Source organism: Micromonospora sp. CPCC 206060, assembly GCF_036906895.1.
In the GTDB taxonomy this organism is placed as follows: domain Bacteria; phylum Actinomycetota; class Actinomycetes; order Mycobacteriales; family Micromonosporaceae; genus Micromonospora.
The window spans coordinates 1-21,915 of sequence record NZ_JBAKHU010000082.1; the positions used below are offsets into that span (position 1 = coordinate 1).

The following is a 21,915-nucleotide window of genomic DNA, read 5'->3' on the forward strand; positions in this document are numbered from 1 at the left end:
CGCCGATGATCGAGCGGCAAAACACATCAAACCGGAAACATGAATGCCTATCAAACGCCCTCTCAGAAGATTCGACATCGCGCACACCTTCCGCTTCTTCAAGCAGGCCCTCGGCCTGACCCGGCCTCGCCTGCGCACCCCCGAGCAGGCCGACCGCTGGGTATGGCTGATCCTGGCCGCCTACGCCCAGCTCCGCCTTGCTCGTCCTCTGGCCGAGGACCTTCGGCGTCCCTGGGAGAAGCCCCTGACACCAGAACGGCTCACCCCCGGACGGGTCCGCCGCGGCTATCCCCGCATCCGGCGGATCCTGGGCACCCCCGCCAGCGCGCCGAAAACCACCCGCCCCGGACCCGGCCGCCCCAAGGGCCGCACCTCCATCCCCGCACCCCGCCACCCAGTCGCCAAGAAACAACCCAAAAAGGACATCAATCGGCGCAGCAGAACCGAGGAGGAGGGTTAAAAGCGAAGCTCAGGCTACGGGGCGCGGCCACCCGTGACGACCCGCGCGGCACCACGAACCCTGCTCCGCCGAGTTCGGCCACGGCCCTGCGGGTGGTGGCCGGGTCAGCGCGCCATCGGCGTAGCAGCACGGCGCTACGGCGGTCGTGGCCGCAGTCAGGAGACCGCACCCCTGACCAGCTCGACGACCTTCTTCTCGACCGCGGGGCTCCACTTCTGCAGCGCGTACGCCACCGGCCACAGGTCCCCGTCGTCGAGGTGTGCCGTGTCCTGGAACCCGAGGGTCGAGTAGCGGTAGTTGAACTTGCCCGAGTCCTGGAAGAAGACGACGATCTTGCCGTCCTCGTTGGCGTAGGCGGGCATCCCGTACCAGGTCTTCGGCGACAACTGCGGGGCGGTAGTGGTCACCGTCAGGTGCACGCGCTCGGCGAGCGCACGGTCTTCCGGCGCCATCTGCGCGATCCTGTCGAGGACCGCCTCGATCCCGTCGGCCTTCTTGGCGCCCTTCTTGCCCTCGGCGCGCAACTCGGCGGCGCGCTCCTTCATCGCGGCGCGCTCCTCGGGGCTGAAGCCGTCGGACACGGTCGTGGAGTTCCTGGCGGACATTCGGGGCTCCCTTTCACCGTTCAGGGCTCGGCGTGATGCCGGCTACCTGGGAAAAGGCTAGGCCCGACGACACCCGAGCGCTTCTCGATTCCTGATCGAGTCGCAGGGTCAGGCGGGAAATCTGCGCGCGTCGCGTCTCGCCAGCGGGGCCGGGGGGAGGTCACGGTACGGCTGCCGCGTAGACCTCGGCCATGGCGTGGAAGGCGGCCTTGGGCTCCCACTGCCCGGAGTCAAGGACCTTGACCAGGCCGTACGAGGCGACGTCGAGGTCCGCGCGACCGCCGCCGGGCCGGTGCGGCAGGTTACGGGCCGCGAAGGTGCACCAGAAGGCCGAGTCCACCGCCTCCCGCTCGTAGACCTTCACCAGTTCCCGCAGGTACCGCGCTTGCGCTTCCTCGTCACGGTCCAGGTCCCGGGTCAGCCCGCGCGCCGTCGTGCCGTCCCACTCGACCAGGAAGGCACCGCGGGCGCCGAGGTCCGCCGCGCCGCGGTACGTCGTGCAGCCGAACTCGGTCACCGCCACCGGTTTGCCCTGCTCGGCCAGGACCCGGAGGGCATGCTCGTAGACGTCGGCGTTTTCCTTCGAGCGGTAGAGGTCGACCCCGATGACGTCGAAGGGGGTCCAGTCGACGCGTTCCGAGGGCAGGGCGGCGTAGCTGATCCGGCCACCGAAGTCCTTGCGCACCAGTGCTGCCGCTTCGGCGAGGAACGCGTTGAGTCGGGGCGGGATCGTGGGAACGAGTTCGCGCAACCGGTCTGGTCGGGACAGCAGGGCGGTCCGCTCGTCCAGGGTGTCACCGGGCAGGAAGCCGCGGGTGAACAGGGTCAGCTCCGCTCCGGTGAGCAGCACGACCTCGACACCATCACGGCGCAGACGCTCGGCGCGCGCGGCGCAGTCGGCGAGCACGTCGAGCAGTTCCCGGGTGGTCAGGTCATTGGTGAAGGGTGAGAACCAGACCTCGAGGCCGGCGTCGCCGGCGTGCCGGGCGGCGATCTCCAGGCGCTCAGGCAGGCTGCCGGTGATCCGTACGGCGGTGCAGTGCAGTTCGTCGCGGATCACCTGCATGTCACGGCGGACGGTCGCGGGATCGAACGGCTCGTGCGTGGTGGGGCCGTGGCCCGCGGCCCAGCCGGTGTCGTACGTGATTCCTCGGTTACGCATGCCGATACGGTACTAGGCGTACCTTAATTTGGGCACTCCCCGTTCCCTACTAGCATGGCCGGGTGAGCCGTCGACGTGGCGCGGAACTGGAGGACGCGATCCTGCGTGCCGCCGCCGAAGAGCTGGTCAGGTCCGGTTACGCCGGCCTCACCATGGAGGCCGTCGCCCGGCGGGCGGGGACCAACAAGAACGCGGTGTACCGCCGCTGGCCGGGCAAGGCGGCGCTGGGCGTCGCCGCGTACCGGCGGCTGGCGGTGGCCGCGACGGACGTGCCGGACACCGGCAGCCTCCGCGACGACGTGCTGGAGCTACTACGCCGGGTCAACCAGCAGTGGTCCACACCCCTCGGCGCGGTGCAGCGTGACCTGCTTGCCGCCGCGGCGGCCGAGGTCGACCTGCTCGCGGCGATCCAGGAGGCCTCGGCCGACGCCGGCTCGGCGCTCTGGCTCGGCCTGCTCGAACGCGCGGTGGCGCGCGGCGAGGCGCCCTCGTCGGCCCTGCATCCCAGGGTGGCCACCACCGCGGTGGTACTGCTGCGCAACGAGTACGTGACCCGGGGCGCGCAAACCGCACCGGACGAGGTCCTGATCGAGATCGTCGATGAGATCTACCTGCCACTGATCCGCGGACGAGCCTAGCGAGGTCAGCCGGCGGCCGTTCGCCCTGCCAACGGGCGGGAGCGCGGGGTCGTCAGGGCGCCGGCCCGCCCTGAGCCGGTACCACACCGCTCACGTCACCACCTACTCCCCCGGCAAAGGGGTCGGCGGTGGTGTGGGCCCGGATGCCGGGTGGCGCGCTGTCGGTGAACCGCGCGACGACCGCTCGGACGTGCCGCTCGGCGGGTTCGGCAAGGCCGTCGTAGACCGCCGCGAACAGCTCCCGGGCTGGCTGCCTGAACCATCCCGCCGGGAGGAGCTGCAGGGGCAACTGCGGATCGAGAGTGGAAAAGCGCCGGAAGCTCGTTCCCCTCCGCCATCTCCATCATATCGGTCGGTCAAGCGGCCCGAATCGTCCCGGATGCCGATCTTGTGTCCCTGACCGGCGCATATCCTCGACCAGTCCGAGCCGGCGCATGTGCTTGTCCAAGCGCGCAGGCCGCCGCCGCATACGCCGCCCAGGAAGACATGCGCCGGGTGCGAAGACCGCACCGCACCGCGAAGACGCACAGGAAGACCGGGGAGCACCGTGTCCGAGGCAGCACGCCAGATCGCCATCGAACAGCAGGTAGTCGACAAGGTGTACGCGCGCCTTGAGGTCATGCGCGGGCAGACAATGGAGCTGAGAGAAGAGGGACACCACCGCGCCGGGTCCGGACCGGTCGCCGGCCTGGTCGAGCGGGATGCCATGGTCCTGCACGCCGCCGCCAGGATGTCCGATCTGAACGGCCAGGAGGAGGGCATCGTCTTCGGTCGACTGGACTTCGACGACGGCGAGACCTACCGCATCGGCCGGCTGGGCGTACGCGATGAGGACCGGGAGCCGCTGGTAGTGGACTGGCGTGCGCCCGCTGCCGCGCCGTTCTACCGCGCCACGCCCGGCGCGCCGCTCGGCGTGGAACGCCGCCGCGTCATCACGTGCGAGGGCCCCACCGTGGTCGATCTCGACGACGAGGTGCTGTCCACCAGGGACACCGACGGCGTGGTCGGCGAAGGAGCCCTGCTCGCGTCGCTGGCCAGAACGCGCGGTGAGCACATGCGCGACATCGTCGCCACGATCCAGCGCGAGCAGGACGAGGCGATCCGCGCACCCGCACACGGCGTCACCCTGATCACCGGCGGCCCGGGCACCGGCAAGACCCAGGTGGCGCTGCATCGTGCGGCCTACCTGCTCTACACCGACCGAGGCAGGTTCACCGACGGCCGGGTGCTGGTGGTCGGCCCGTCGACGGTGTTCACGGAGTACATCGGGAGGGTGCTGCCCGGGCTCGGCGAGGACAGCGTTCACCTGCGCGCGATCGGTGAGCTGTTCGAGGGCGTCGTCGCCACCCGGCGCGACCCCGCCTCGGTGGCCAGGTCCAAGGGCGACCTGAGGATGGTGCGGGTACTGACCGACCTGGCCTGGGACACCCCGCCGAACGCGCCGGATCACCTACGCACGCTCCAGGCCGACGACCTGGCAAAGGCTCGCCTCGAGATTCGAAAGAGATGCGAGGCCAAGGGCATCAGAGTCAACGGCGCCCGGACGGAAGCTGCGAAGGTACTCTCGGACATGCTGGGCGGCAGAGAAGTGCCGGACGCATTCCTGAACGCGTGGTGGCCGCCGCTGACCCCGCAGGACGTCCTTCCCGCGCAGAACGGGGAGTGGTCGGTGGACGACGTCCCACTGCTCGACGAACTGGCCGAGATTCTGGGCAAGCCGCAGAAGCCGAGAAAGGTCAAGCCCGAGTGGCAGCTGCGTGAGCTGCACAGCGGTACCCGGTTGGCGGAGACCTTCGTGCTGAGCTGGAGCCTCAACGACGGTTGGCAGCTCTTCGCGCCCGGACTGCTCACGCCGATCGCGCTGTCCGGGCAGGCTATCGACAACAACGGCTACTGGGCCGCGCAGCGCTGGGCCGCCGCGATCATTCTGCGCGAGGGGCACAAGGTGGTGAGCTGGGTCGACGGCTTCGACCCGCACGGCGAGGAAGGTTACGTGCCGGTGTTGGCCGAGCCGTTGCCGGTAGCCGATACCGAGGAGCCCATCGACGACGTGTACCTGCACGTCCTCCTTGACGAGGCGCAGGATCTGTCGCCGATGGAGTGCCGGATGATCGCCCGCCGCGCCGCCCACGCCTCGATGACCATCGTGGGCGACCTCGGTCAGGCGACCCATCCGCTGGCCGTCGCCTCCTGGCCGGAGCTGGTGCAACGGCTGGGCAAGCGCGAGGTCAGGACGCTCGACCTGCCCACCGGCTACCGGGTGCCGCAGGTCATCGCCGACTTCGCCGCCCGTGCCCTGGCGCCCGGGATCGAGCCCACCCGCTCCTTCCGACCTGGCGGCGTGTTGGAGATTCGTCAGGTCGACGACCTGACCGAAGCGGTCAGGCAGGAGACGGGTACGGTCATCGCACCCGACCAGTTGGCCGCTTCCTTGAACGCGATTCCGGTCAGCCAGGTCAAAGGGCTGGAGTACGACCGCGTGGTGTTGGTGGAGCCCGCCGACATCGTCGCCGCCGAGCCCCGCGGTATGAGCCGTCTCTACGTCGCCCTCACCCGGGCCGTCGCGGAACTGATCATCCTGCACACCAAGCCGCTGCCGGAAAATCTCACTCGGTCGCGGTGAGCACCGGTACAGCGTCGGTGTCAGCCGCACCGATCGGAGAGCCCCCGGTACCGCCCGGCACACAGGTACCGGGGCCGGTGTTCCGGGGGTGCCGGCAGATCCCCAGCCGGCCGCGGTTGTCCTGGCCGGACCGGGCGATCCTGTCCGCCCTGGCCCGCCTGCTGGCCCGCCGGATGCGGGCACATCGGATCGTCACCCCGGCCACGTTGCTGAGCTGGCACCGCCGCCTGATACGACGCCACTGGACCTAGCCTTCAGGCCGGTTACAGTAGCGGCCCAAGCATGAGTTTCGTCTGAGCATCCCACGGGCCGGCGCTGAACGCCGTCCGGAAGGTCCTAATATGTGGTAGACAGGGGCGGTGTGGGGACGACGGGCGACGCGTACCTCTGCCGTACTGCTCGCGGTCGCGATGCTGACCGCCGCGTGCCGCGCACACTCGCTGTCGCCCTCGCCCTCGCCGCCAACGCCGTCCCCGGCCGCCGCGCCGCCTCTGCCGGGGTTTGTGGTGCTGTCCGACGTTGACGACCGCATCCGCACCGACATCCGGTACGCCACCGCGCACAACTTCGTCGGGCGACCACTGGTCGGCTACACCGAGCCGCTCTGCCTGCTCACCCGTCCGGCTGCTGAGGCGCTGCGCAAGGTGCAGGACGCCGCGCTGGCCGAGGGCCGCACCCTCAAGGTGTACGACTGCTACCGCCCGCAGCCGGCGGTCGACGACATCGTGGCGTGGGCCCGCCAGCCCGGTCAGGAGCAGACGAAGGCCGAGTTCCACCCGCACGTGGCGAAGTCGGATCTGTTCGACAAGGGTTACGTGGGCGCGCCGACCGCGCACAGCAGCGGCAGCACCGTGGATCTGACTCTGGTGGACGTGAACGCGCCGAGCCAGGCCCCGTACCGGCCGGGGCAGCGGCTCGTCCCCTGCACCGCCCCGGCGGGCGAGCGGTTCGCTGACGACAGCGTGGACATGGGCACGGGTTTCGACTGCTTTGACCCGCTCGCCCACACGGACAGCCCGCGCATCGGCCCGGAGGCGCGGGCCAACCGGGACCTGCTGCGCAAGCTGATGGCGCGCGAGGGGTTCGTGGGCTACGACAACGAGTGGTGGCACTACAGCTACCGCGACGAGCCCTACCCGAACACGTACTTCGACGCGCCGGTCGCCCGCTCCTCGGTCGGCTGAGCCCAACGGGGCGCCCCGTCACCTTCTCGGCGGTGTGACACGTCCAGAGTGAACTCGGACAACCCTGCTAACACGTGGAGCAGCTACGACTCTGACGAAATGTGTTGGTGGAACGCGAGTTTCCCCTGCGTTCTCGGTCCCGGTTTCCTGCTGCCCTGGCAGGACGCGGTGCTGACGGCGGCCGAGGAGACCGGCGTACTCCGGGTAGAGGCGATCGAGGAGATCAACTACATCCGCGAACGGGACGGTAGCCTCGCGACATTCATCCGCACCCACCCAGAATTGGTGCCAGAAACCGACGAATGGCTACCGACCGGCTTCATCCTTCAACAGTTCGACGCTCTCCCCGAGGAGCACACCTCAACCCTGCTCGCCTACGCCGACCAACGGGGCCAGGTCGCCCAGACCTGGGTCCATGAGATGCACGAGTTCGCCGCACCGCTGGGACTGCGCAGTACATACGACTACCAACCGTTCAGCATCACGCACATCACCCTGGACGCCGACCCGCCGGAGACGGGTGTTGTGCACACGGGCTTCTACCTGTCGACCGACATCTGGTTACCGTGGGCAACCGCTGACTCACACTGCAACCCGGCAGACGGGGACACCGAGATACTCGACAACAGAACACTCGGTGGCATCAACGGAGAACGCTTGAACACCTTCCTCCATCGGGTACGCGATGCCGCCATCAAGCTGGGCGGCGACTGGGATGTCCATCCCAGGACGCCGATCTTCCGAGCCCAGGTGAACAGAGACGGAATCATCCTCGACGGACCGCGCCCCGGCACACCGGTCGAGATCCATCACCGCCGCCCATACCAGGCGTTCATATAGGCAGGGAGCCGGGGCGTACCGGATCGACCGGCGGACGGCCCCAACGCGTTTCTGAGTGGGTGTTCGCGGCCGACACGCCCACAGAGCAGCCGAAACACAAACGGTGCGGGCAAGTTTTGATCTTGCCGCGCACCGTTGGGATTCGGTTTGTGTCCGAGGGGCGAGTTGAACCCAACTACATGATCAGGTTAGCCGCCGTGCTGCACCTGATTCCGACGTCGTCGACCGTCGCGACCTTGGCAAGCGCCGCCATGACGCGAAGATCGTCCACTTCGCGCCCACGCCGCGAGTGCCTTCATCACGAATATATGCTCCGGCGACGCCGCCGTGACGTGCAGTCCGGGATGGTCGAAGACCCGCCGCCTGCCCGGGTCGTCCTTGCCGGAGACATACACGCTGGTCGGCTCGTTGAGCCACCCGGCGGCAGTCCCAGATCATCGGCCACCACGCGCACCTCGTCGAGGACGACGCCGTGCCCCGGCCGTAGGTCGACCGGCCGGCACGGGCGGCAACCCGCGCCGGCGGCCGCCGAGCACCCGTCGCCGGTCACGGAACAGCAGAGCACCGCTGTGGGAAAGGCGTGCGGTGCCCGTACGATCGGATGGTGCGCGAGCTGCTGCGGTCCTGGTGGCGCGAGCCTCGCCCGGCGTATCCGCCGCGGCGCGGGTGGCGGGACTGGGCGTTGGTGGCCGTACTCGCGGCGGCGGGCTTGCTGGAAGGGCTCGTACGGTCGGACCTGCCGTCGCCGGCCGTCGTGCCGGTCCTGATCGGGGTCGGCCTCACCGCGGTGTTGCTGTGGCGGCGGACCAGGCCCCTGCTGATGGCGGTGGTCGCCTTCCCGGTCTGCGCCGTGGGCGAGGTCCTGGTGCACGGCGATCTCCGGCTGAACACGCTGGCTTTCCTGTTGATCCTGGTGTTCTCGCTGTCGCGGTGGGGTTCGGGGCGCGGGGCAACGTTCGGGGCGGCCATCGTCGCCGCGAAGATCACGTGGTCGGCGACGGTGGGCTACATCGACCCGGGCGACGCTCTGGCCGGGGCCGGAGTGATCTCGGCGGCGCTCGCGGTCGGGGCCGCGCTGCGCTGGCGGGCCCGGGCCCGCCAGCGCGAGTTCGAGCAGGTGAAGTTGCTCGAACGGGAACGGCTGGCCCGCGACCTGCACGACACGGTGGCCCATCACGTCTCCGCGATGGCGGTCCGGGCGCAGGCCGGGTTGGCCATGATGCAGACGCAACCCTCGGCCGCAGCCGACGCGCTGCGGATCATCGAGGCCGAGGCGACCCGGGCCCTGGCCGAGATGCGCACCATGGTGCGGGCCCTGCGTCACGACGAGCCGGCCGAGCGCATGCCGAGTCCGCGTATCGCCGACCTTCAGCGGTTGGCCGGCCGCTCCGACCACGGTCCGGCGGTGGAGGTGGAACTGGTCGGCGATCTGGATGGATTACCGGCATCGGTGGCGACCGCGATCTACCGGCTGGCCCAGGAATCGGTCACCAATGCCCGCCGGCACGCGCAGGACGCAACACGGATCACGGTACGGGTGGTGGCGGACAAGGACATGGTGCGCCTGCGGGTGAGCGACGACGGAGACGGCCCGACCGCGCGCGCGTTCGGATCCGGCGGCTTCGGACTGGTCGGCATGAGGGAACGGGTCAACCTGCTCGGCGGCTCGGTCGATGCCGGTCCTGATCGCGACCGCGGCTGGACGGTCACTGCGGCACTGCCCCGGGCGGCGGCATGAGCCGGAACGGGGGCGTACGGGTCGTCGTGGCGGACGACCAGGAGATTGTGCGCACCGGGTTGGCGATGATCCTCAACGCTCAGGCCGACATCGAGGTGGTCGGCGAGGCGGCCACCGGACAGCGGGCGGTCGACCTGGCCCGGCGGCTGCGCCCGGACGTGTGTCTGTTCGACATCCGGATGCCCGGTCTGGACGGCATCGAGGCGACCCGGTTGCTGGCCGGGCCGGGGGTCGCGGATCCGATGGCGGTGGTGGTCATCACGACCTTCGACCTGGACGAGTACGTCTACGCCGCCCTGCGGGCCGGAGCCAAGGGCTTCGTGCTCAAGGACTGCGGCCCGGCCCTGCTCGCCCAGGCGATCCACGCGGCCGCCCGTGGGGACGCGCTGATCGCGCCGAGCATCACCACCCGGCTGCTCAGGGCGTTCGCCGACGCCGGGCCGGCCGCCCCGCCCCGCCAGCCGATCGACCGGCTCACCGACCGGGAGGAGCAGGTGCTGTCCGCGGTGGCCCGAGGACGCACCAACACCGAGATCTCGGCCGAGCTGCACATCACGCTGAGCACGGTCAAGACCCACATCGCCAGCCTGATGGCCAAACTGGGGGCGCGCAACCGGGTCGAGATCGCGATGTGGGCGTACGAGACCGACCGGGTACGCGGCGGCTGAGATCGACCCGCCGCACGGGCGCCACCGAAAGTACGGTCCATGTCCCCGACCTTCGGCCGGTCTGCCCGCGGCCCGTGGACCGATGAACCCACACCCGCCCGGTCGCCATGCTCGGACCATGACGACAAGACGACGGGACTGGCCCCTCCTCACCGGGCTCATCCTGCTCAGCGTGGTCCCCGCGTTCGGCGGCGCGCTGCGGGTGGCCCAGCTCTCCGGCGGGGCCGAGGTGACGCCCGAGGACGAACGCTTCTTCGCGGCGCCGGTGCCGGTGCTGCTGCACATCTTCGCCGCCGTCGCGTTCTGCGCGCTGGGGGCACTCCAGTTCGCGCCCGAGTTCCGCAAACGACACCGGGTCTGGCACCGCCGCGCCGGCCGGGCACTCGTCCTGTGTGGACTAGCGGTGGCCGTGACCGCGCTGTGGATGAACACCTTCTACCCGCTGCCACCCAGTGACGGTCCGCTGCTCATGGCGTTGCGGTATCTGTTCGCGTCGGCCATGTTCGGATCCATCGCCGCCGGCTTCCTGGCCATCCGGCAGCACCGGATCCGCCACCATCGGGCCTGGATGATGCGGGGCTATGCGATCGGGCAGGGCGCCGGGACCCAGGCCGTACTGTTGTCGACCTGGATGCTGGCGGTGGGTCCGACCACCCAACTGTCCCGGGCGGTGCTCATGGGTGCGTCCTGGACGCTCAACCTGGCCATCGCCGAATGGCTGGTCCGCCGGCGACGCCCCGCCCCGGCAGTCCCGGTGCCCGCGACGATCCTGGCGGAGGCGTAGATGAAGGCCATCGTCCACCACCGGTACGGCGGCCCGGAAGTGCTCCGGCTGGCCGACGTCGCGACTCCCGCCCCGTCCCGTTCGCAGGTGCTGGTCCGGGTGCGGGCCGCCTCGGTCAACGCCCGCGACTGGCATTTCCTGCGGGGCGACCCCTACCTGGCCCGCCTGGCCGCCCCGGAGCTCGGCCTGCGCGGCCCGAAGGTGACCGTGCGTGGCACCGACTTCGCCGGCACCGTCGAGGCGGTCGGCGAGGGAGTCGAACACCTCCGCCCGGGCGACGACGTGTACGGCGAGGCCGCCGGCGCATTCGCGGAGTACGTCTGCGCCCCGGCACAGGTGGTGGCCACCATGCCGCGGAACCTCAGCTACGGGCAGGCGGCGGCGGTCCCCCTCGCGGCGAACACGGCGCTGATCGGGCTGCGTGACCGCGCCCGGGTCCGCGGCGGGCAACGCGTCCTGATCAACGGGTCCTCGGGCGGCGTGGGCACGTTCGCGGTGCAGCTCGCGAAGGCGTACGGCGCCGAGGTGACCGCGGTGTGCAGCCCGCAGAACGCCGAGCTCGTCGAGTCGCTGGGGACCGACCACGTGGTCGACTACACCCGCGACGACTTCGCCCGCCACCACGGACGCTACGACGTGGTGCTCGACCTGGTCGGCAACCGTTCGCTGACCGACCTGCGGCGGGCCTTGACCCCAGAGGGGACGCTGGTGCTCTCCGGCGGCGGGGTGTCGCGCGGCGGTAGCCTCGTCGGCCCGATGGGCCTGATGATGCGCGGCACGGCGGTAGCCCGGTTCGTCCGTCACCGGGTGCTCCCGCTCAGCGCTGTCCCCAGCGCCGCGAACCTCGCCGTCCTCACCGAGCTCATCGAGTCCGGACGACTCACGCCCATCGTGGAGCGGACCTACCCGCTGTCCGAGGCGGCTGCGGCGATCCGTCGCCTCGAGGTGGAACACGCCCGTGCCAAGATCGTGCTACACGTTGGCAGTGCCGGTTGACGACGGTCAGCGGGGCGTCCGGTGGACGGCCGGTCCCGCATTGCGGTGGTGGCGTGGTGGAGGAAGGCCGAGGCGAGAGCGCCGAGGTCGTCGGTGGCGCCGGACGAGCGCGTAGCCGCAGGTCAGGCCCGGGGCGGGGATAGACCTGCTCGGTCTGGGCGCCGACGACGACCACGCCGTGGCCGGACGTGACATACGCCAGCATCTTCTGAAAGCCGGGCAGCACGGCAAGAAAGTCCGCGACAGGCACAGCGTGTCGCGGACTTCGATAGAGCATTGAATCGTGTCCGAGGGGCGATGTTTCCGCGATTCCACGATCATCATCCGGGGCGAACTACAACTCTCGCCCAGAAAACCGCATCGCCGATCGCCGGGGGCCACTGCCACCGACTCAATCGAAGAGCTCGCGGATGACCGCCATGGCCCGCACCGAGATCACCTCGTCGGGGTAGAAGTCGCTGCATAGACGTACGGGTCGTCCACTGTCACGACCTTGGACAGCGCCGCCAAGGTACGAAGGTCGTCCACGTCGCGCGTCCGCGCATGCTGCTGATCACGCTGTCGCCCTTCCCCATGTGCCGGGCTTTCCCCGGCTCGGAGTACTACGGCGATTCCGCCACGACCTGATGCCTTCAGCGGGCGTCACGCCTGCACGCCGGACGGCTGGCCGCCGCCCGGGGAGGGCGACACCAGATCGCTTCCCACGTTCACTGAGAACCACTGCAACGGGGATCGATGCCCAGCTATACCCCGGTGGCATCGCCACGGACCGCACATCGCAGTCTTGGTCCGGGCCTCCCACCACCGACCGGAGACCGACGGTGGAAGAGGAGAAGCCATCGGTTACAGCGTTCTCCAACACCACGAAGCGGCCCATCCGCCAGGTTCGGCAGGCCGCTGACGACTCACGGGGCGTCGACCACTGGTTCAGTTTCCTTGCACCTTCCCGTCATTGCTTGCGGGCACGCACCGTCTGGTGGTGTCGGCAGCCCCTACGTTGTCGAGACTGCTCCCGGCCTCACCCCTGACCCGGGGATCGGCCTGTCTCCAGCTTCAACCGGTCACTGCGATGACCAGCGGTGGGCCTCTCATCCCACACGGTTTCTCAGCGCCTCGTGGCGCACAGCCGACCTCGTCGACGATCAGCAGCGGGATCCGGCCGAGCTTGACCAGCTCGTCTTGGAGACGGCCGGCGTGGTGGGCGTCGGCGAGGCGGGACACCCATTGGGCGGCGGTGGCGAACGCGACCCGGTGTCCGGCCTGACAGGCCCGGATCCCGAGGCCGATGGACAGATGGGTCTTGCCGGTGCCGGGAGGCCCCAGGAAGACGACACTCTCCTTCGACGCCACGAAGTCCAGGGTGCCGAGGTGGGCGATTGCTGGAACAGGACTCCGACGCCGTACGGATCGGCGTGAGGTGGCACACCGGCGCCGCCGATGAACTGGTCGTGGAGCGGCGCGGACCGGGGCCGCCCCACCGCAGGCCCTCGCCATCGTGCGCGAGTACGGCGCCACGCACAGCAACGTGCAGATCGCGAAGATGCTCAACGACGCCGGCCTGCGCACTGGCAAGAACCTGCGGTTCACCCCACGGCACGTCGCCGGGGTGCGTGGGATCTACAAGATCTTTACGCCGCGTACCGTGGCGGTCCATGACGGGGAGATCAGCGTCAAGCAGGTCGCTCAGCTGCTCGGCATTCCCGCCGACTCTACAACTGGCTGCGCCTGGGTCAGGTCCCCGCCAGCACCCGTGCCGGCCACTGGTGCATCCCTTGGCACGCTCAAACTCAGCAGATCTACCGGCAGAAGGTCGCCAGCTCCTTCCGACTCAAGCCGACCCCTCCCGCAGCGAGCGTCCGTTAGGGGAACCCCGAAACGCGCTCACGCCACGAAAGGCTGGCGGCTCTGAACGCCTGAGCACAGGTTCTCCATTCGGCCAGAGTCCGCTTCGCTCCCGGTGACCGGCGCGTACATCTCGATCTTCCGGTCAACGACCGCGAGATCTGCCTGCAGCTGATCGAGGCGGCTGAGCACCTGCTCGCGGTGCTCGAGGAGCAACGCGCGGCGCTCGGCCTCGTTGCCGGGGCCTTGCCGGCAGAGCGCTGCATAGCGGCGCATGCCCTCGATCGGCATCCCTGTCGCCCGCAGCTTTGTCAAGGTTGTGATCATCCCCAGGTCGACCTCGGTGTAGCGGCGGTGCCCGTTCCACTCCCGCGCTGGCGGTTCGATCAGTCCGGCCCGCTCGTAGTAGCGCAGCGTGTGAGCGGTGAGCCCGGTGCGGGCCACCACCTCGGCGATGGGGTAGCTCTCGGTCATAACCGAATCCTAGGTTGACTTAGAGCGCGCTCGAAGATGAAGGCTCATCCGCATGGAGCAACGAAACCTCGGACAGGGACTGACCACCTCCGCACTCGGCCTCGGCTGCATGGGGATGAGCGATTTCTACGGGCCGCGCGACGACGCCGAGTCCATCGCCACCATCCACCGCGCCCTCGACCTCGGCGTCACCATGCTTGACACCGCCGACATGTACGGGCCGTTTCACAATGAACAGCTCGTCGGCGCCGCGATCGCCGGGCGCCGCGACGACGTCATCGTCGCCACCAAGTTCGGCAACGAGCGCAGACCGGACGGCAGCTTCGTCGGTGTCAACGGCCGCCCCGAGTACGTCCGCGCCGCCTGCGACGCGTCCCTCGGCCGGCTCGGCGTCGACCACATCGACCTCTACTACCAGCACCGTGTCGATCCGAACGTGCCCGTCGAGGAGACCTGGGGCGCGATGGCCGAGCTGGTGGTAGCCGGGAAGGTGCGTCATCTCGGCATCTCCGAGGCCGCGCCGTCGACCGTACGGCGGGCGCACGCCGTACACCCCGTCACCGCCGGGCAGTACGAGTACTCGCTGTGGACCCGCGAGCTCGAGGGGGAGCTGTTCGGCACGCTGCGCGAGCTGGGCATCGGGTTCGTGGCGTACAGCCCGCTCGGGCGCGGCTTCCTCACCGGCGCGATCACCCGCCCAGACGAGCTCGCCGACGACGACTGGCGCCGCCAGAACCCGCGCTTCCAAGGCGACAACCTCGCGGCCAACCTCCGGCTCGTCGAGACAGTGAGCAAGCTGGCCGCCGAGAAGAGCGTCACGCCCGCGCAGCTCGCCCTCGCCTGGGTGCTCAGCCAGGGCGACGACATCGTGCCGATCCCCGGCACCAGGCGGATCGGCTATCTCGAGCAGAACCTTGCTGCCCTCCAGGTGCAGCTCACCCCGGACGACCGGGCGGCCCTCGACCACATCGGTGCCGACGTGGCGGGCACGCGCTACCCGGCGGACTCCATGACAGGGCTCAACCTCTGACGCCGGGCCAGTTCACCAGCCCGGCGCCGGGGCCCGGCCGCAATGAGCGCGTTTGCGATGTCCGTAAGCCGATCCCTTATCGGACAACTCTGATCGCCGATCGGCTCCGTCAACGCTCAGGACCTGCGCATTCTGTCAATCCCCCTGGAATCGTGGAGGGCTCCGTTATGCGGCCCGGGCCTCCATGGCGCAGGCCTCTGATCGTTCGTAGTCGATGGGGGATCGCCAGTCGCAGACGGAGTGCCGGCGACGCCGGTTGTAGAAATCGGTGATCCAGGTGGCGATCTTCAGGCGGGCCTCGGTGCGGGTGCGGAAGTGGCTGCGGTGGACGTACTCGACCTTGATGGTGGAGAAGGTGGCCTCGGCGACGGCGTTGTCGAAGCACGACCCCACCCGGCCCATCGACTGGCGTACCTTCCACCGGGTGCAGGCACGGGGGAAGTCGGCCGAGCTGTACTCGGCGCCCCTGTCGCTGTGAAAGATCACCCCTTCGACGCTGCCGCCTCTGGAGACGGCGGCCATGTTCAACGCGGCGACGACCAGCCCGGCGTCGTGGTGGGCGCCCATCGCGTAGCCGAGGATGCGACGGGAGTACAGGTCGATGACGGTGGCCAGATAGAGCTTGCCCTCGTCGGTGCGGATCTCGGTCATGTCGCCGCACCAGACGCGGTCCGGCGCCGGCGCGGTGAACACCCGCTTGACCAGGTCCGGCGCGGCCGGCCGTGTGCCCTGGCGGGTCAGGCTCCGGCGGCGGCGCCTGGCGCGGGCGGTCAGACCGGAGGTGGCCATGAGCTGCGGGATCGTGTGTCCGAGACCTGCCAACCCTGCTCGCGTAGCTCGATGCCGATGCCTCGATGCCGATGCGAGGGCTGCCGTAGGTGCCGCCCGAGTCGGCGAACACCTTCTGGACCGCGGCCGCCAACCGGGCACGCCGGTCATCGCGGCGGGTTGGCGGCCGGTCACGCCACTTGTAGAACCATGACTCGGACACCCCCAGCGCCCGGCAGGCCAGCGTGTGCGGCACATCATGATCGGTCCTCTGGGAAGCGATGAAGGCGGCCACGCTCACCGGCTCGTCGCTTCCTTGACCCACAGGACCACGGATCGCTTGAGGACTGTGAAGCGTTCTCCCGCCGCAGCCGGGCCAGGTTCCGCCCGCTCGTCCTCGGCCAACTGCCCGGCGGCGGCTTCACCGCGATTCTCGCGGTCCCTCTTCACCCAGTTGGCCAGGGTCCCACTGTTGATGCCCAGGTCACGCGCGACCTGAGCAATCGACTTACCCGTCTCACGCACGATGCGCACGGCGCCCGCCCGGAACTCCGGATCGGACTGCCGCCTCACCTCAGTTATGAACCTCTATCCCTCAAGCTCTGGCCTCCAGCTACGAGGGGAAGGGCAGCCGGAACCTCCCCTGGCAGACGTGGTGGTGCACCTGGGCCGCCGAATCGGGCTGGAGGTGGTGGCCGAGGAACTGGAGTCGACGGGCCAAGTCGATCGGGCCCACCGGTCCGGTTGTCTTTTCGGGCAGGGCTTCGCGCTCTCCCGGCCGGCCACCACCGAGCGGGTGGTGGCGTTCCCGGAGGAGTATCCGACGCCCGGCTCAGCGTTCCCGGGGCGGGGCGGTGCTGCCGCACGGCGTCAGGCGGGAGGTCTCGTTCTTCCTGTTCTCCCGGGTGGGCGTAGGCGGAACGATCAGCAGGTAGCGGTGATGTGCCGGCATCACCCGTGCTGGTGATGCCGGCGTCATCGCTCCAGAGTCGTCCCTGACGCCGGGCGGGCACGACGGTGTCGCCAGCCGGTGTGCGCTCATGAGCGGGCATCTGGGACGGGTCGGTTAGGGTGTTACCACCCTGCCGCCGAAGGTCACGACGAGGCGGCCGTCGGATGCGAAGGACCAGCCCAGGGTGCCGGAGTACTGGGAGCACCGGGATCCGTCGGAGCCGGACCAGAACTGGTTCGAGCTGTCGGAGTTGCCGACGATCTTGTCGCTCGATCCGCCGTCGCACGAGGTGTTGTTACGGAAGACCGAGCTGCCGCCATCGAAGGTGAAGTTGCGTTCGGTGTTGCCGATGCTGGCGTTGTTCGACACCTGCATCGTGCCCAGATTGCGGTTGTAGGTGAATCCGTGCTTGCCGTTGTTGTGGGCGATGTTGCCCCGGACGATGTGGTTGACCGCGATGTCCTCGCCGCCGAGCTTGTAGCCGTTGCGGTCGCCGGCGCCGGCTTGGCCGCCGTTGCTGAGGGTGCCGTTGTCGTAGGCGAGGGAGGACTCGATGGTTACCGCCCCGATGGGTCCGGTGTCGGACTTGGTGTAGAGGTCGTAGCCATCGTCGATGTTGTTGTGGGCCACGGTGTAGCGGAAGACGTTGCCCGGGCCGACGGTGAGCTTCGGTGCGAAGCCGTCTGCGTCCTCGCCGTCGGAGTCGACGTTGTCGTGTGACACCGTGCTCAGCACGAGGTTGTTGGACGGCCACTGGTCCTTGGGCGCGCCGGCTACCAGGCGGGAGAGCTGCAGTCCCGAGTCGCGGTTGTGGCGGGTGATCGCACGCTCGATGATGTTGTTGTTGCCGGCGAGGAGGATACCGTTGTCGCCGGCGCGCTCAACGACGATGCCGTAGATGTGCCAATACGACCCGCCCAGGGCGAGTCCACGGTTCGCCGGATCCTCACTCTGGGCCGAGAAGTTCAGCACGGGGGTTTCGCCTGGGTAAGCGAACAGCTTCTTGCGCGCGCTCGACGTGCCGTTGTTGCCTTGGCCGATGGTGATGGTCTGCGAGTAGCGGTAGGTGCCGCCGCGCATGTAGATCGTCCCGCCTGCGGGGATACGGGTGATCGCGGAGGTGAGCGTCGTCGGGTTCGATTCCGTCCCGGAGGCGCTGTCGCTACCTCCCGGAGCCACGTACAGGACGTTGCCCGACGGCGGTGGAGTCGTCGGTGGAGGCGTGGTCGGCGGTGTGGTCGTCGGTGGTGGGGTGGTCGTCGGTGGGGCAGTCGTCGGTGGAACGGTCGTCGAGGCGTAGGTTTCGAACTCGGCGACTCTCGGTGCGCCACTCGAACTGGTAATCTCGAAGTTGATCTTGCTTAGTGAGGCTGGGGCGAAGGTGATCACGCCCGCCCCGCTGCCGGTGGTCAGGATGGCACCAGTGTCGTTGTTGACGACCCGCCAGGATCCGATGAACCCGACAGCGCCGGCTGCCTCGCGGATACTGATCGCGGACACCGTGGTGGTCGTGCTCCACTTGATCGAGATGCGACCGGTCGAGCCGGCAGGTGACCAGTAAGTGCTCATATTGCCGTCGACCACGTTGCCGAAGCTGGTCCCGCTGGCCTTGCTGGAGCCGTCGGCACCGGCCCCGAGACTGAGGTTGGGGCCGCTGGTGGCGGCCGATACCTGGACCATCGGCAGAGCCACCACGGCCGCGGCCACCGCGGTCAAGGCGACGCTGCCCGCGAGAAGCTTCGGTCTCACTTTGACTCTCACTGTCGAACTCCTCAGGAATGAACGCGGCGGGGCACCGCCCTGCAGGCGCGGCGCCGCACACCGTCCTATGTCTGCGTCCCTGGCCCGGCCAGCGACCCGAAACATCGATGAATCTTCAGGCCAGGAAAGCGCTTGCCTGGAGCGCAAGGCTTGAGATGTGCAGGTTTGTTGCAGACCGAGGTGCTGGGACGAGCAGGCTTCACCAGCGAACAGTGGGTGGTCCAGCAAGCCCGAAATCTGACTATGGACCTGAACGAGCAGAACGGCGCGTGGCGATTTCTGATCCGCGACCGCGACGGCAAGTGTGCCTTGCGGTCGGCGGCGGTGGCGCTGTCGGGTACACGGGTTCCAGCGGAAGCCTCCTCCGACCCAGATCCAGAAAGAGCCTCGCCCGCGTGACGAGTTCTTCCACCTCGAACACTTCGCGACAACGAACCCAACCAGGCACACCCAGCCAGTGAAGATCAGCGCCGCATGACCGCCGCCCAGACCCAACCGAACCCATCCGGACTTCGCCGGACGTAGGGGATGCTCGTCGTACGAGCACCCACCGAGCACCCAACCGTCCACAGGGAACGAAAACAAAGAGGGCCATGAACTGGCTGCTCCCCGCGTACGCGGGGGTGATCCCCTCGGCGGATTCCTCACCATCCCCCACAAGGTCTGCTCCCCGCGTACGCGGGGGTGATCCCAGCCGCACCATGGCGTAACCAGCCGGCGCGCGCCCTGCGTGCGGATTTGCCGATGAGAGGGCGTCGCGCTCGCTGTCGTACCGATGTGAGTTCGCCGAGAAGTGGCCGTGGGCGCCGGCCTGGTCGCGCAAGTCTTGCATGGCGGCCGTACTTCTCGGCGATGTGCGGGCCTGCTGGCAGACGCTGATTGTCAGCGGGCTACAGGTTGTTGATTCGGGCCAGCAGCTCTGCCTCGGTCAGGTTTTCCAGGACCGCGTCCTGCTTGCGGCCCAGGGCTGCCAGCAGCTTTTCCTTCTCCAGTTTCTTGGCTGCCGCTGCCTTCGCCGACTGGTCCTCCGCGAGGCGGACGGCGATGACGTGCTTGACGACCTCCAGCTTGGTCTCCAAGGTTGCCTTGGCCGGATTGGTCTCGGTGGCCACGAACGACTCGGTGTCGATGGCCTTGAGTTCGGCGTTGACCGCCTTGGCCACGTCATCGAGGCTGAAGCCGGACTTGGCGGTCAGCGGAAGCTCCCACAACTGTTCCGTGGTCAGCAGTCCCTTGGCCGACGGATAGCGGAACTTCTCCCGCGTGGCCTGTTCAAAAAGGGTCACGATGGCCTCTCTCCGATTTCTGGGTAGGGAATCAGAACTGGATGCTGATGAGGCGGCGCCGACCGCCGGTCATGGTCACCTTGGCGACCACAGAGCTGCGGACCGTGGAGCTGAAGCCGAGGCCGGACAGCTGATCCGGGGACGGCTCACACTTGGTGCGGTCGCCGAGAACCTCGAACACCTTGCGGTGCGGCTGCAGGTCGCCGCGGAGGAACTCGTTGTAGATCCCCCGCGTCGGCTGGTCGTTCACGCACCCCTTCAGGATGAAGAAGTAGTGCCGGTTGCCGACCTCGTTGTCGTCAAAGTAGTTCGGCGAGTACATGATGGTGGACACCGGCACGAACTGTTCGGTGGTGATGCCCCACAACTCCTTGCCCGCACTGCCCGGCTGCACGTCTTCACCCGGCCGGAAAGCGGTGATCACCCCGCCGGTAACCGTCATCCGGCCCACCTCGACGGTCTCCTTGTGGCCGACCGCGCGCTCGTGGCTGTAATGCTCGATCTTCCCGTTGCTCTCTGTCTCGATCACAAAGCCGACCTGGGTGCTGTCCCGCTTGCGGTACTGGTTCACCTCGATCCGGTACTCACCGTCGGGGACACGGTCGGTCCAGGTGACGTTCTCCACCGGCTCGCGGGAGAGCGCCCCGCCGGCGTTCATGTCGACGTCCAGCTTGTTGCGCTTTTCCTGGTACCAGATGTGGTCGCCGTTGGGTTCGAACACGTGCAGGTCGAGGTCGTCGTGGTTGAACCAGGACAGGCTCACCCGCAGCTTGCCGGTGACGTTGCCGCCGGCCCGCTTGACCTTCTCCCTGATCGAGTCGGTGACGTTGCCGCCGTACGACCAGCCGAAATCGTTGTCCCACTTGAACAACCGCGGAGCAGCCGGGTGCCGCCCGGTCGTGAGACTGACAAAGTGCGGCTCGTAGGTGTTGGCGACCCACAGGTCGATGGTGGTGGCGTCGGGCAGGATGTCCTTCATGAAGGAGACCACGGGAATCTCCTCCGGCTTCGCGTCACGAAGGCGCGCACCTGCCGAGCCCATGGTGGCCGCCTGCATGAGCAGCCCTTCGATGCCGTCCTTCATCCGCGGCTGTGTGTCGTTGTCGACCCATAGCACGTTGGTGACCGACATGTCGGACAGCCGGGCGAACCGTCGCTGCAACGACTCCTCGATGCCCAACTCGTCAATGGTCTTCATGGCAGCCTTGACCATGGCCGGGGTGATCAACGCCGTGGGGCGCTGGTAATTCTGCGGTGCCACCTTCGTCTCGAACGACCGGACCGCCTGCTCCAGGTCGACGCCCGCGGAGAGATCCTGGACGAGGGTGCCGATCACCGTGTTGCGGAACCGGGCCGCCGGGTTCATGGCGTTGGCGAAGACGAAGGCCCGTCTGTCGGTCGCCTCCGTCCACCGGTTCTGCAGTGACCGGAACTCGGTCACCGCCCGACGATGCTCCGTGCCGCGGTAGAGGGCGTTGTCGTCGATGAGGTCGACGACGGTGTCCAGAGCGTGCTGGGTCAGCTCGGCCAGGCCACGCTGGAACACCTGCACCGCGGCGTCGAAGGTGCCCCGTGCCGCGCCGACGTCTTTGATGCGATGCCGCTTCTCCACCCGGCCGTGCAGGTGGTGCCACACCTCGACCTGGCCGTCGCGCAGCGTCCGGGTCGTCCTCGTCCCGTACTGCGCCTCGGTGGACCGGAAAATGGTGGACAACGGCAGCGTACTGACGAATTCGTCCATTGCGGCGGCGACGACGGAGAAGACCGGGTCGGATGCAGACACCCCGGACCAGACGGAGCGAACCTGTCCGTTGTGGATCTCGACGATGTTACCGAAGTTCTTGATGAACCCGCGGCAGGTCGAGCAGTCGTACTCGGACCGCTCACGGAACCGGAGATTGGTGCCGGCGGGGAAGGAATCGAGAAAGGTGAGCCAGAGTGAGTCCCGGTCGAGACCGTCGCCGACGACGTACAACTCGCCCTTGGACATCGCGGACAGACGTATAGTCACATCCGTCACGAACTGCTGGAAATCGCCCACTGAAGGTTTCCGAGTAACGGTCTGCAACTGTGCGTAGTGGTCGTTTCAGGTGGTTCGTCCGTG

Annotated in this window: 20 protein-coding genes and 3 pseudogenes; 12 read left to right on the forward strand and 11 right to left on the reverse strand. The window is 68.4% G+C overall.

Annotated features, from left to right (window positions below; genetic code table 11):
- Nucleotides 1–61 precede the first annotated feature (61 nt).
- Nucleotides 62–400: pseudogene (locus V6U90_RS28860) on the forward strand (NF041680 family putative transposase); the annotation flags it as partial.
- A 215-nt stretch (nt 401–615) separates the two neighbouring features.
- Here the strand turns inward: V6U90_RS28860 and V6U90_RS28865 are convergent.
- Both V6U90_RS28865 and V6U90_RS28870 read right to left on the reverse strand, forming a co-directional pair.
- On the reverse strand, nt 616–1,065 hold the full coding sequence (locus tag V6U90_RS28865) for an iron chaperone (protein ID WP_334443320.1): 450 nt from the start codon (nt 1,063–1,065) through the stop codon (nt 616–618).
- Between the two features lie 160 nt (nt 1,066–1,225).
- Complete coding sequence (locus V6U90_RS28870; RefSeq protein WP_334443323.1) at nt 1,226–2,227, reverse strand: hypothetical protein; 1,002 nt, start codon at nt 2,225–2,227, stop codon at nt 1,226–1,228.
- 62 nt (nt 2,228–2,289) lie between these two features.
- Between V6U90_RS28870 and V6U90_RS28875 the strand changes: the two genes are divergently transcribed.
- Nucleotides 2,290–2,865 carry a TetR/AcrR family transcriptional regulator gene (locus tag V6U90_RS28875; protein WP_334443326.1) on the forward strand — a complete coding sequence of 192 codons (576 nt, stop codon included), beginning with the start codon at nt 2,290–2,292 and terminating at the stop codon, nt 2,863–2,865.
- Nucleotides 2,866–2,917: 52 nt separating this feature from the next.
- Here the strand turns inward: V6U90_RS28875 and V6U90_RS28880 are convergent.
- Nucleotides 2,918–3,175, reverse strand: a pseudogene (locus V6U90_RS28880) (PaaX family transcriptional regulator C-terminal domain-containing protein); the annotation flags it as partial.
- 237 nt (nt 3,176–3,412) lie between these two features.
- On the opposite strand from V6U90_RS28880, the gene V6U90_RS28885 reads away from it, so the two are divergent.
- From V6U90_RS28885 to V6U90_RS28920, 8 genes are all read left to right on the forward strand, one after another.
- Nucleotides 3,413–5,488: a HelD family protein gene (locus tag V6U90_RS28885; RefSeq protein WP_334443328.1), complete on the forward strand. Its 2,076-nt coding sequence runs from the start codon at nt 3,413–3,415 to the stop codon at nt 5,486–5,488.
- A 116-nt stretch (nt 5,489–5,604) separates the two neighbouring features.
- The gene (locus tag V6U90_RS28890) at nt 5,605–5,739 is read left to right on the forward strand and encodes a hypothetical protein (RefSeq protein ID WP_334443330.1); all 135 of its coding nucleotides are present in this window, start codon (nt 5,605–5,607) and stop codon (nt 5,737–5,739) included.
- A 255-nt stretch (nt 5,740–5,994) separates the two neighbouring features.
- Nucleotides 5,995–6,672 (forward strand): M15 family metallopeptidase, encoded by a 678-nt coding sequence (locus tag V6U90_RS28895; protein WP_334443333.1) that lies wholly within the window; start codon nt 5,995–5,997, stop codon nt 6,670–6,672.
- A gap of 48 nt (nt 6,673–6,720) precedes the next feature.
- Nucleotides 6,721–7,512: a hypothetical protein gene (locus V6U90_RS28900; protein WP_334443336.1), complete on the forward strand. Its 792-nt coding sequence runs from the start codon at nt 6,721–6,723 to the stop codon at nt 7,510–7,512.
- A 604-nt stretch (nt 7,513–8,116) separates the two neighbouring features.
- Nucleotides 8,117–9,250 carry a sensor histidine kinase gene (locus V6U90_RS28905; RefSeq protein ID WP_334443339.1) on the forward strand — a complete coding sequence of 378 codons (1,134 nt, stop codon included), beginning with the start codon at nt 8,117–8,119 and terminating at the stop codon, nt 9,248–9,250.
- Complete coding sequence (locus V6U90_RS28910; RefSeq protein ID WP_334443343.1) at nt 9,247–9,918, forward strand: response regulator transcription factor; 672 nt, start codon at nt 9,247–9,249, stop codon at nt 9,916–9,918. The genes V6U90_RS28905 and V6U90_RS28910 overlap by 4 nt, the downstream gene beginning before the upstream one ends.
- Nucleotides 9,919–10,036: 118 nt before the next feature.
- On the forward strand, nt 10,037–10,702 hold the full coding sequence (locus V6U90_RS28915; protein ID WP_334443346.1) for a DUF2306 domain-containing protein: 666 nt from the start codon (nt 10,037–10,039) through the stop codon (nt 10,700–10,702).
- Nucleotides 10,703–11,698: an NAD(P)-dependent alcohol dehydrogenase gene (locus V6U90_RS28920; protein WP_334443348.1), complete on the forward strand. Its 996-nt coding sequence runs from the start codon at nt 10,703–10,705 to the stop codon at nt 11,696–11,698.
- A 1,104-nt stretch (nt 11,699–12,802) separates the two neighbouring features.
- Here the strand turns inward: V6U90_RS28920 and V6U90_RS28925 are convergent.
- A pseudogene (locus V6U90_RS28925) lies at nt 12,803–13,075 on the reverse strand (ATP-binding protein); the annotation flags it as partial.
- A 504-nt stretch (nt 13,076–13,579) separates the two neighbouring features.
- Complete coding sequence (locus tag V6U90_RS28930; RefSeq protein WP_334443350.1) at nt 13,580–14,014, reverse strand: MerR family transcriptional regulator; 435 nt, start codon at nt 14,012–14,014, stop codon at nt 13,580–13,582.
- 52 nt (nt 14,015–14,066) lie between these two features.
- Here V6U90_RS28930 and V6U90_RS28935 point away from each other — a divergent pair, with 52 nt between their 5' ends.
- Nucleotides 14,067–15,044 (forward strand): aldo/keto reductase, encoded by a 978-nt coding sequence (locus V6U90_RS28935; protein WP_334443353.1) that lies wholly within the window; start codon nt 14,067–14,069, stop codon nt 15,042–15,044.
- Between the two features lie 165 nt (nt 15,045–15,209).
- On the opposite strand, the gene V6U90_RS28940 is transcribed toward V6U90_RS28935, so the two are convergent.
- The 4 genes from V6U90_RS28940 to V6U90_RS28955 all read right to left on the reverse strand — a co-directional run bounded on the left by V6U90_RS28940 (nt 15,210) and on the right by V6U90_RS28955 (nt 18,513).
- Nucleotides 15,210–16,073 (reverse strand): IS3 family transposase, encoded by an 864-nt coding sequence (locus V6U90_RS28940; protein WP_334443355.1) that lies wholly within the window; start codon nt 16,071–16,073, stop codon nt 15,210–15,212.
- Nucleotides 16,074–16,109: 36 nt separating this feature from the next.
- Nucleotides 16,110–16,385 (reverse strand): transposase, encoded by a 276-nt coding sequence (locus tag V6U90_RS28945; protein ID WP_334443357.1) that lies wholly within the window; start codon nt 16,383–16,385, stop codon nt 16,110–16,112.
- 40 nt (nt 16,386–16,425) lie between these two features.
- Nucleotides 16,426–16,548 (reverse strand): hypothetical protein, encoded by a 123-nt coding sequence (locus V6U90_RS28950; RefSeq protein ID WP_334443359.1) that lies wholly within the window; start codon nt 16,546–16,548, stop codon nt 16,426–16,428.
- A gap of 330 nt (nt 16,549–16,878) precedes the next feature.
- Complete coding sequence (locus tag V6U90_RS28955; protein WP_334443362.1) at nt 16,879–18,513, reverse strand: cellulose-binding protein; 1,635 nt, start codon at nt 18,511–18,513, stop codon at nt 16,879–16,881.
- 177 nt (nt 18,514–18,690) lie between these two features.
- Here V6U90_RS28955 and V6U90_RS28960 point away from each other — a divergent pair, with 177 nt between their 5' ends.
- Nucleotides 18,691–18,924: a hypothetical protein gene (locus tag V6U90_RS28960; RefSeq protein WP_334443365.1), complete on the forward strand. Its 234-nt coding sequence runs from the start codon at nt 18,691–18,693 to the stop codon at nt 18,922–18,924.
- A gap of 491 nt (nt 18,925–19,415) precedes the next feature.
- Here V6U90_RS28960 and V6U90_RS28965 read toward each other — a convergent pair whose 3' ends face one another.
- Nucleotides 19,416–19,811 (reverse strand): hypothetical protein, encoded by a 396-nt coding sequence (locus V6U90_RS28965; protein ID WP_334443368.1) that lies wholly within the window; start codon nt 19,809–19,811, stop codon nt 19,416–19,418.
- A gap of 31 nt (nt 19,812–19,842) precedes the next feature.
- Nucleotides 19,843–21,852, reverse strand: coding sequence for a hypothetical protein (locus V6U90_RS28970; RefSeq protein WP_334443371.1), 2,010 nt, complete (start codon nt 21,850–21,852; stop codon nt 19,843–19,845).
- Between the last annotated feature and the right edge of the window lie 63 nt (nt 21,853–21,915).

Excerpts from the sequence above, each read along its gene's own strand:
- V6U90_RS28865 (WP_334443320.1), bottom strand. The coding sequence starts at position 1,065 with ATGTCCGCCAGGAACTCCACGACCGTGTCCGACGGCTTCAGCCCCGAG.
- V6U90_RS28870 (WP_334443323.1), bottom strand. The coding sequence starts at position 2,227 with ATGCGTAACCGAGGAATCACGTACGACACCGGCTGGGCCGCGGGCCAC.
- V6U90_RS28910 (WP_334443343.1), top strand. The coding sequence starts at position 9,247 with ATGAGCCGGAACGGGGGCGTACGGGTCGTCGTGGCGGACGACCAGGAG.
- V6U90_RS28915 (WP_334443346.1), top strand. The coding sequence starts at position 10,037 with ATGACGACAAGACGACGGGACTGGCCCCTCCTCACCGGGCTCATCCTG.
- V6U90_RS28920 (WP_334443348.1), top strand. The coding sequence starts at position 10,703 with ATGAAGGCCATCGTCCACCACCGGTACGGCGGCCCGGAAGTGCTCCGG.
- V6U90_RS28930 (WP_334443350.1), bottom strand. The coding sequence starts at position 14,014 with ATGACCGAGAGCTACCCCATCGCCGAGGTGGTGGCCCGCACCGGGCTC.
- V6U90_RS28935 (WP_334443353.1), top strand. The coding sequence starts at position 14,067 with ATGGAGCAACGAAACCTCGGACAGGGACTGACCACCTCCGCACTCGGC.
- V6U90_RS28940 (WP_334443355.1), bottom strand. The coding sequence starts at position 16,073 with ATGATGTGCCGCACACGCTGGCCTGCCGGGCGCTGGGGGTGTCCGAGT.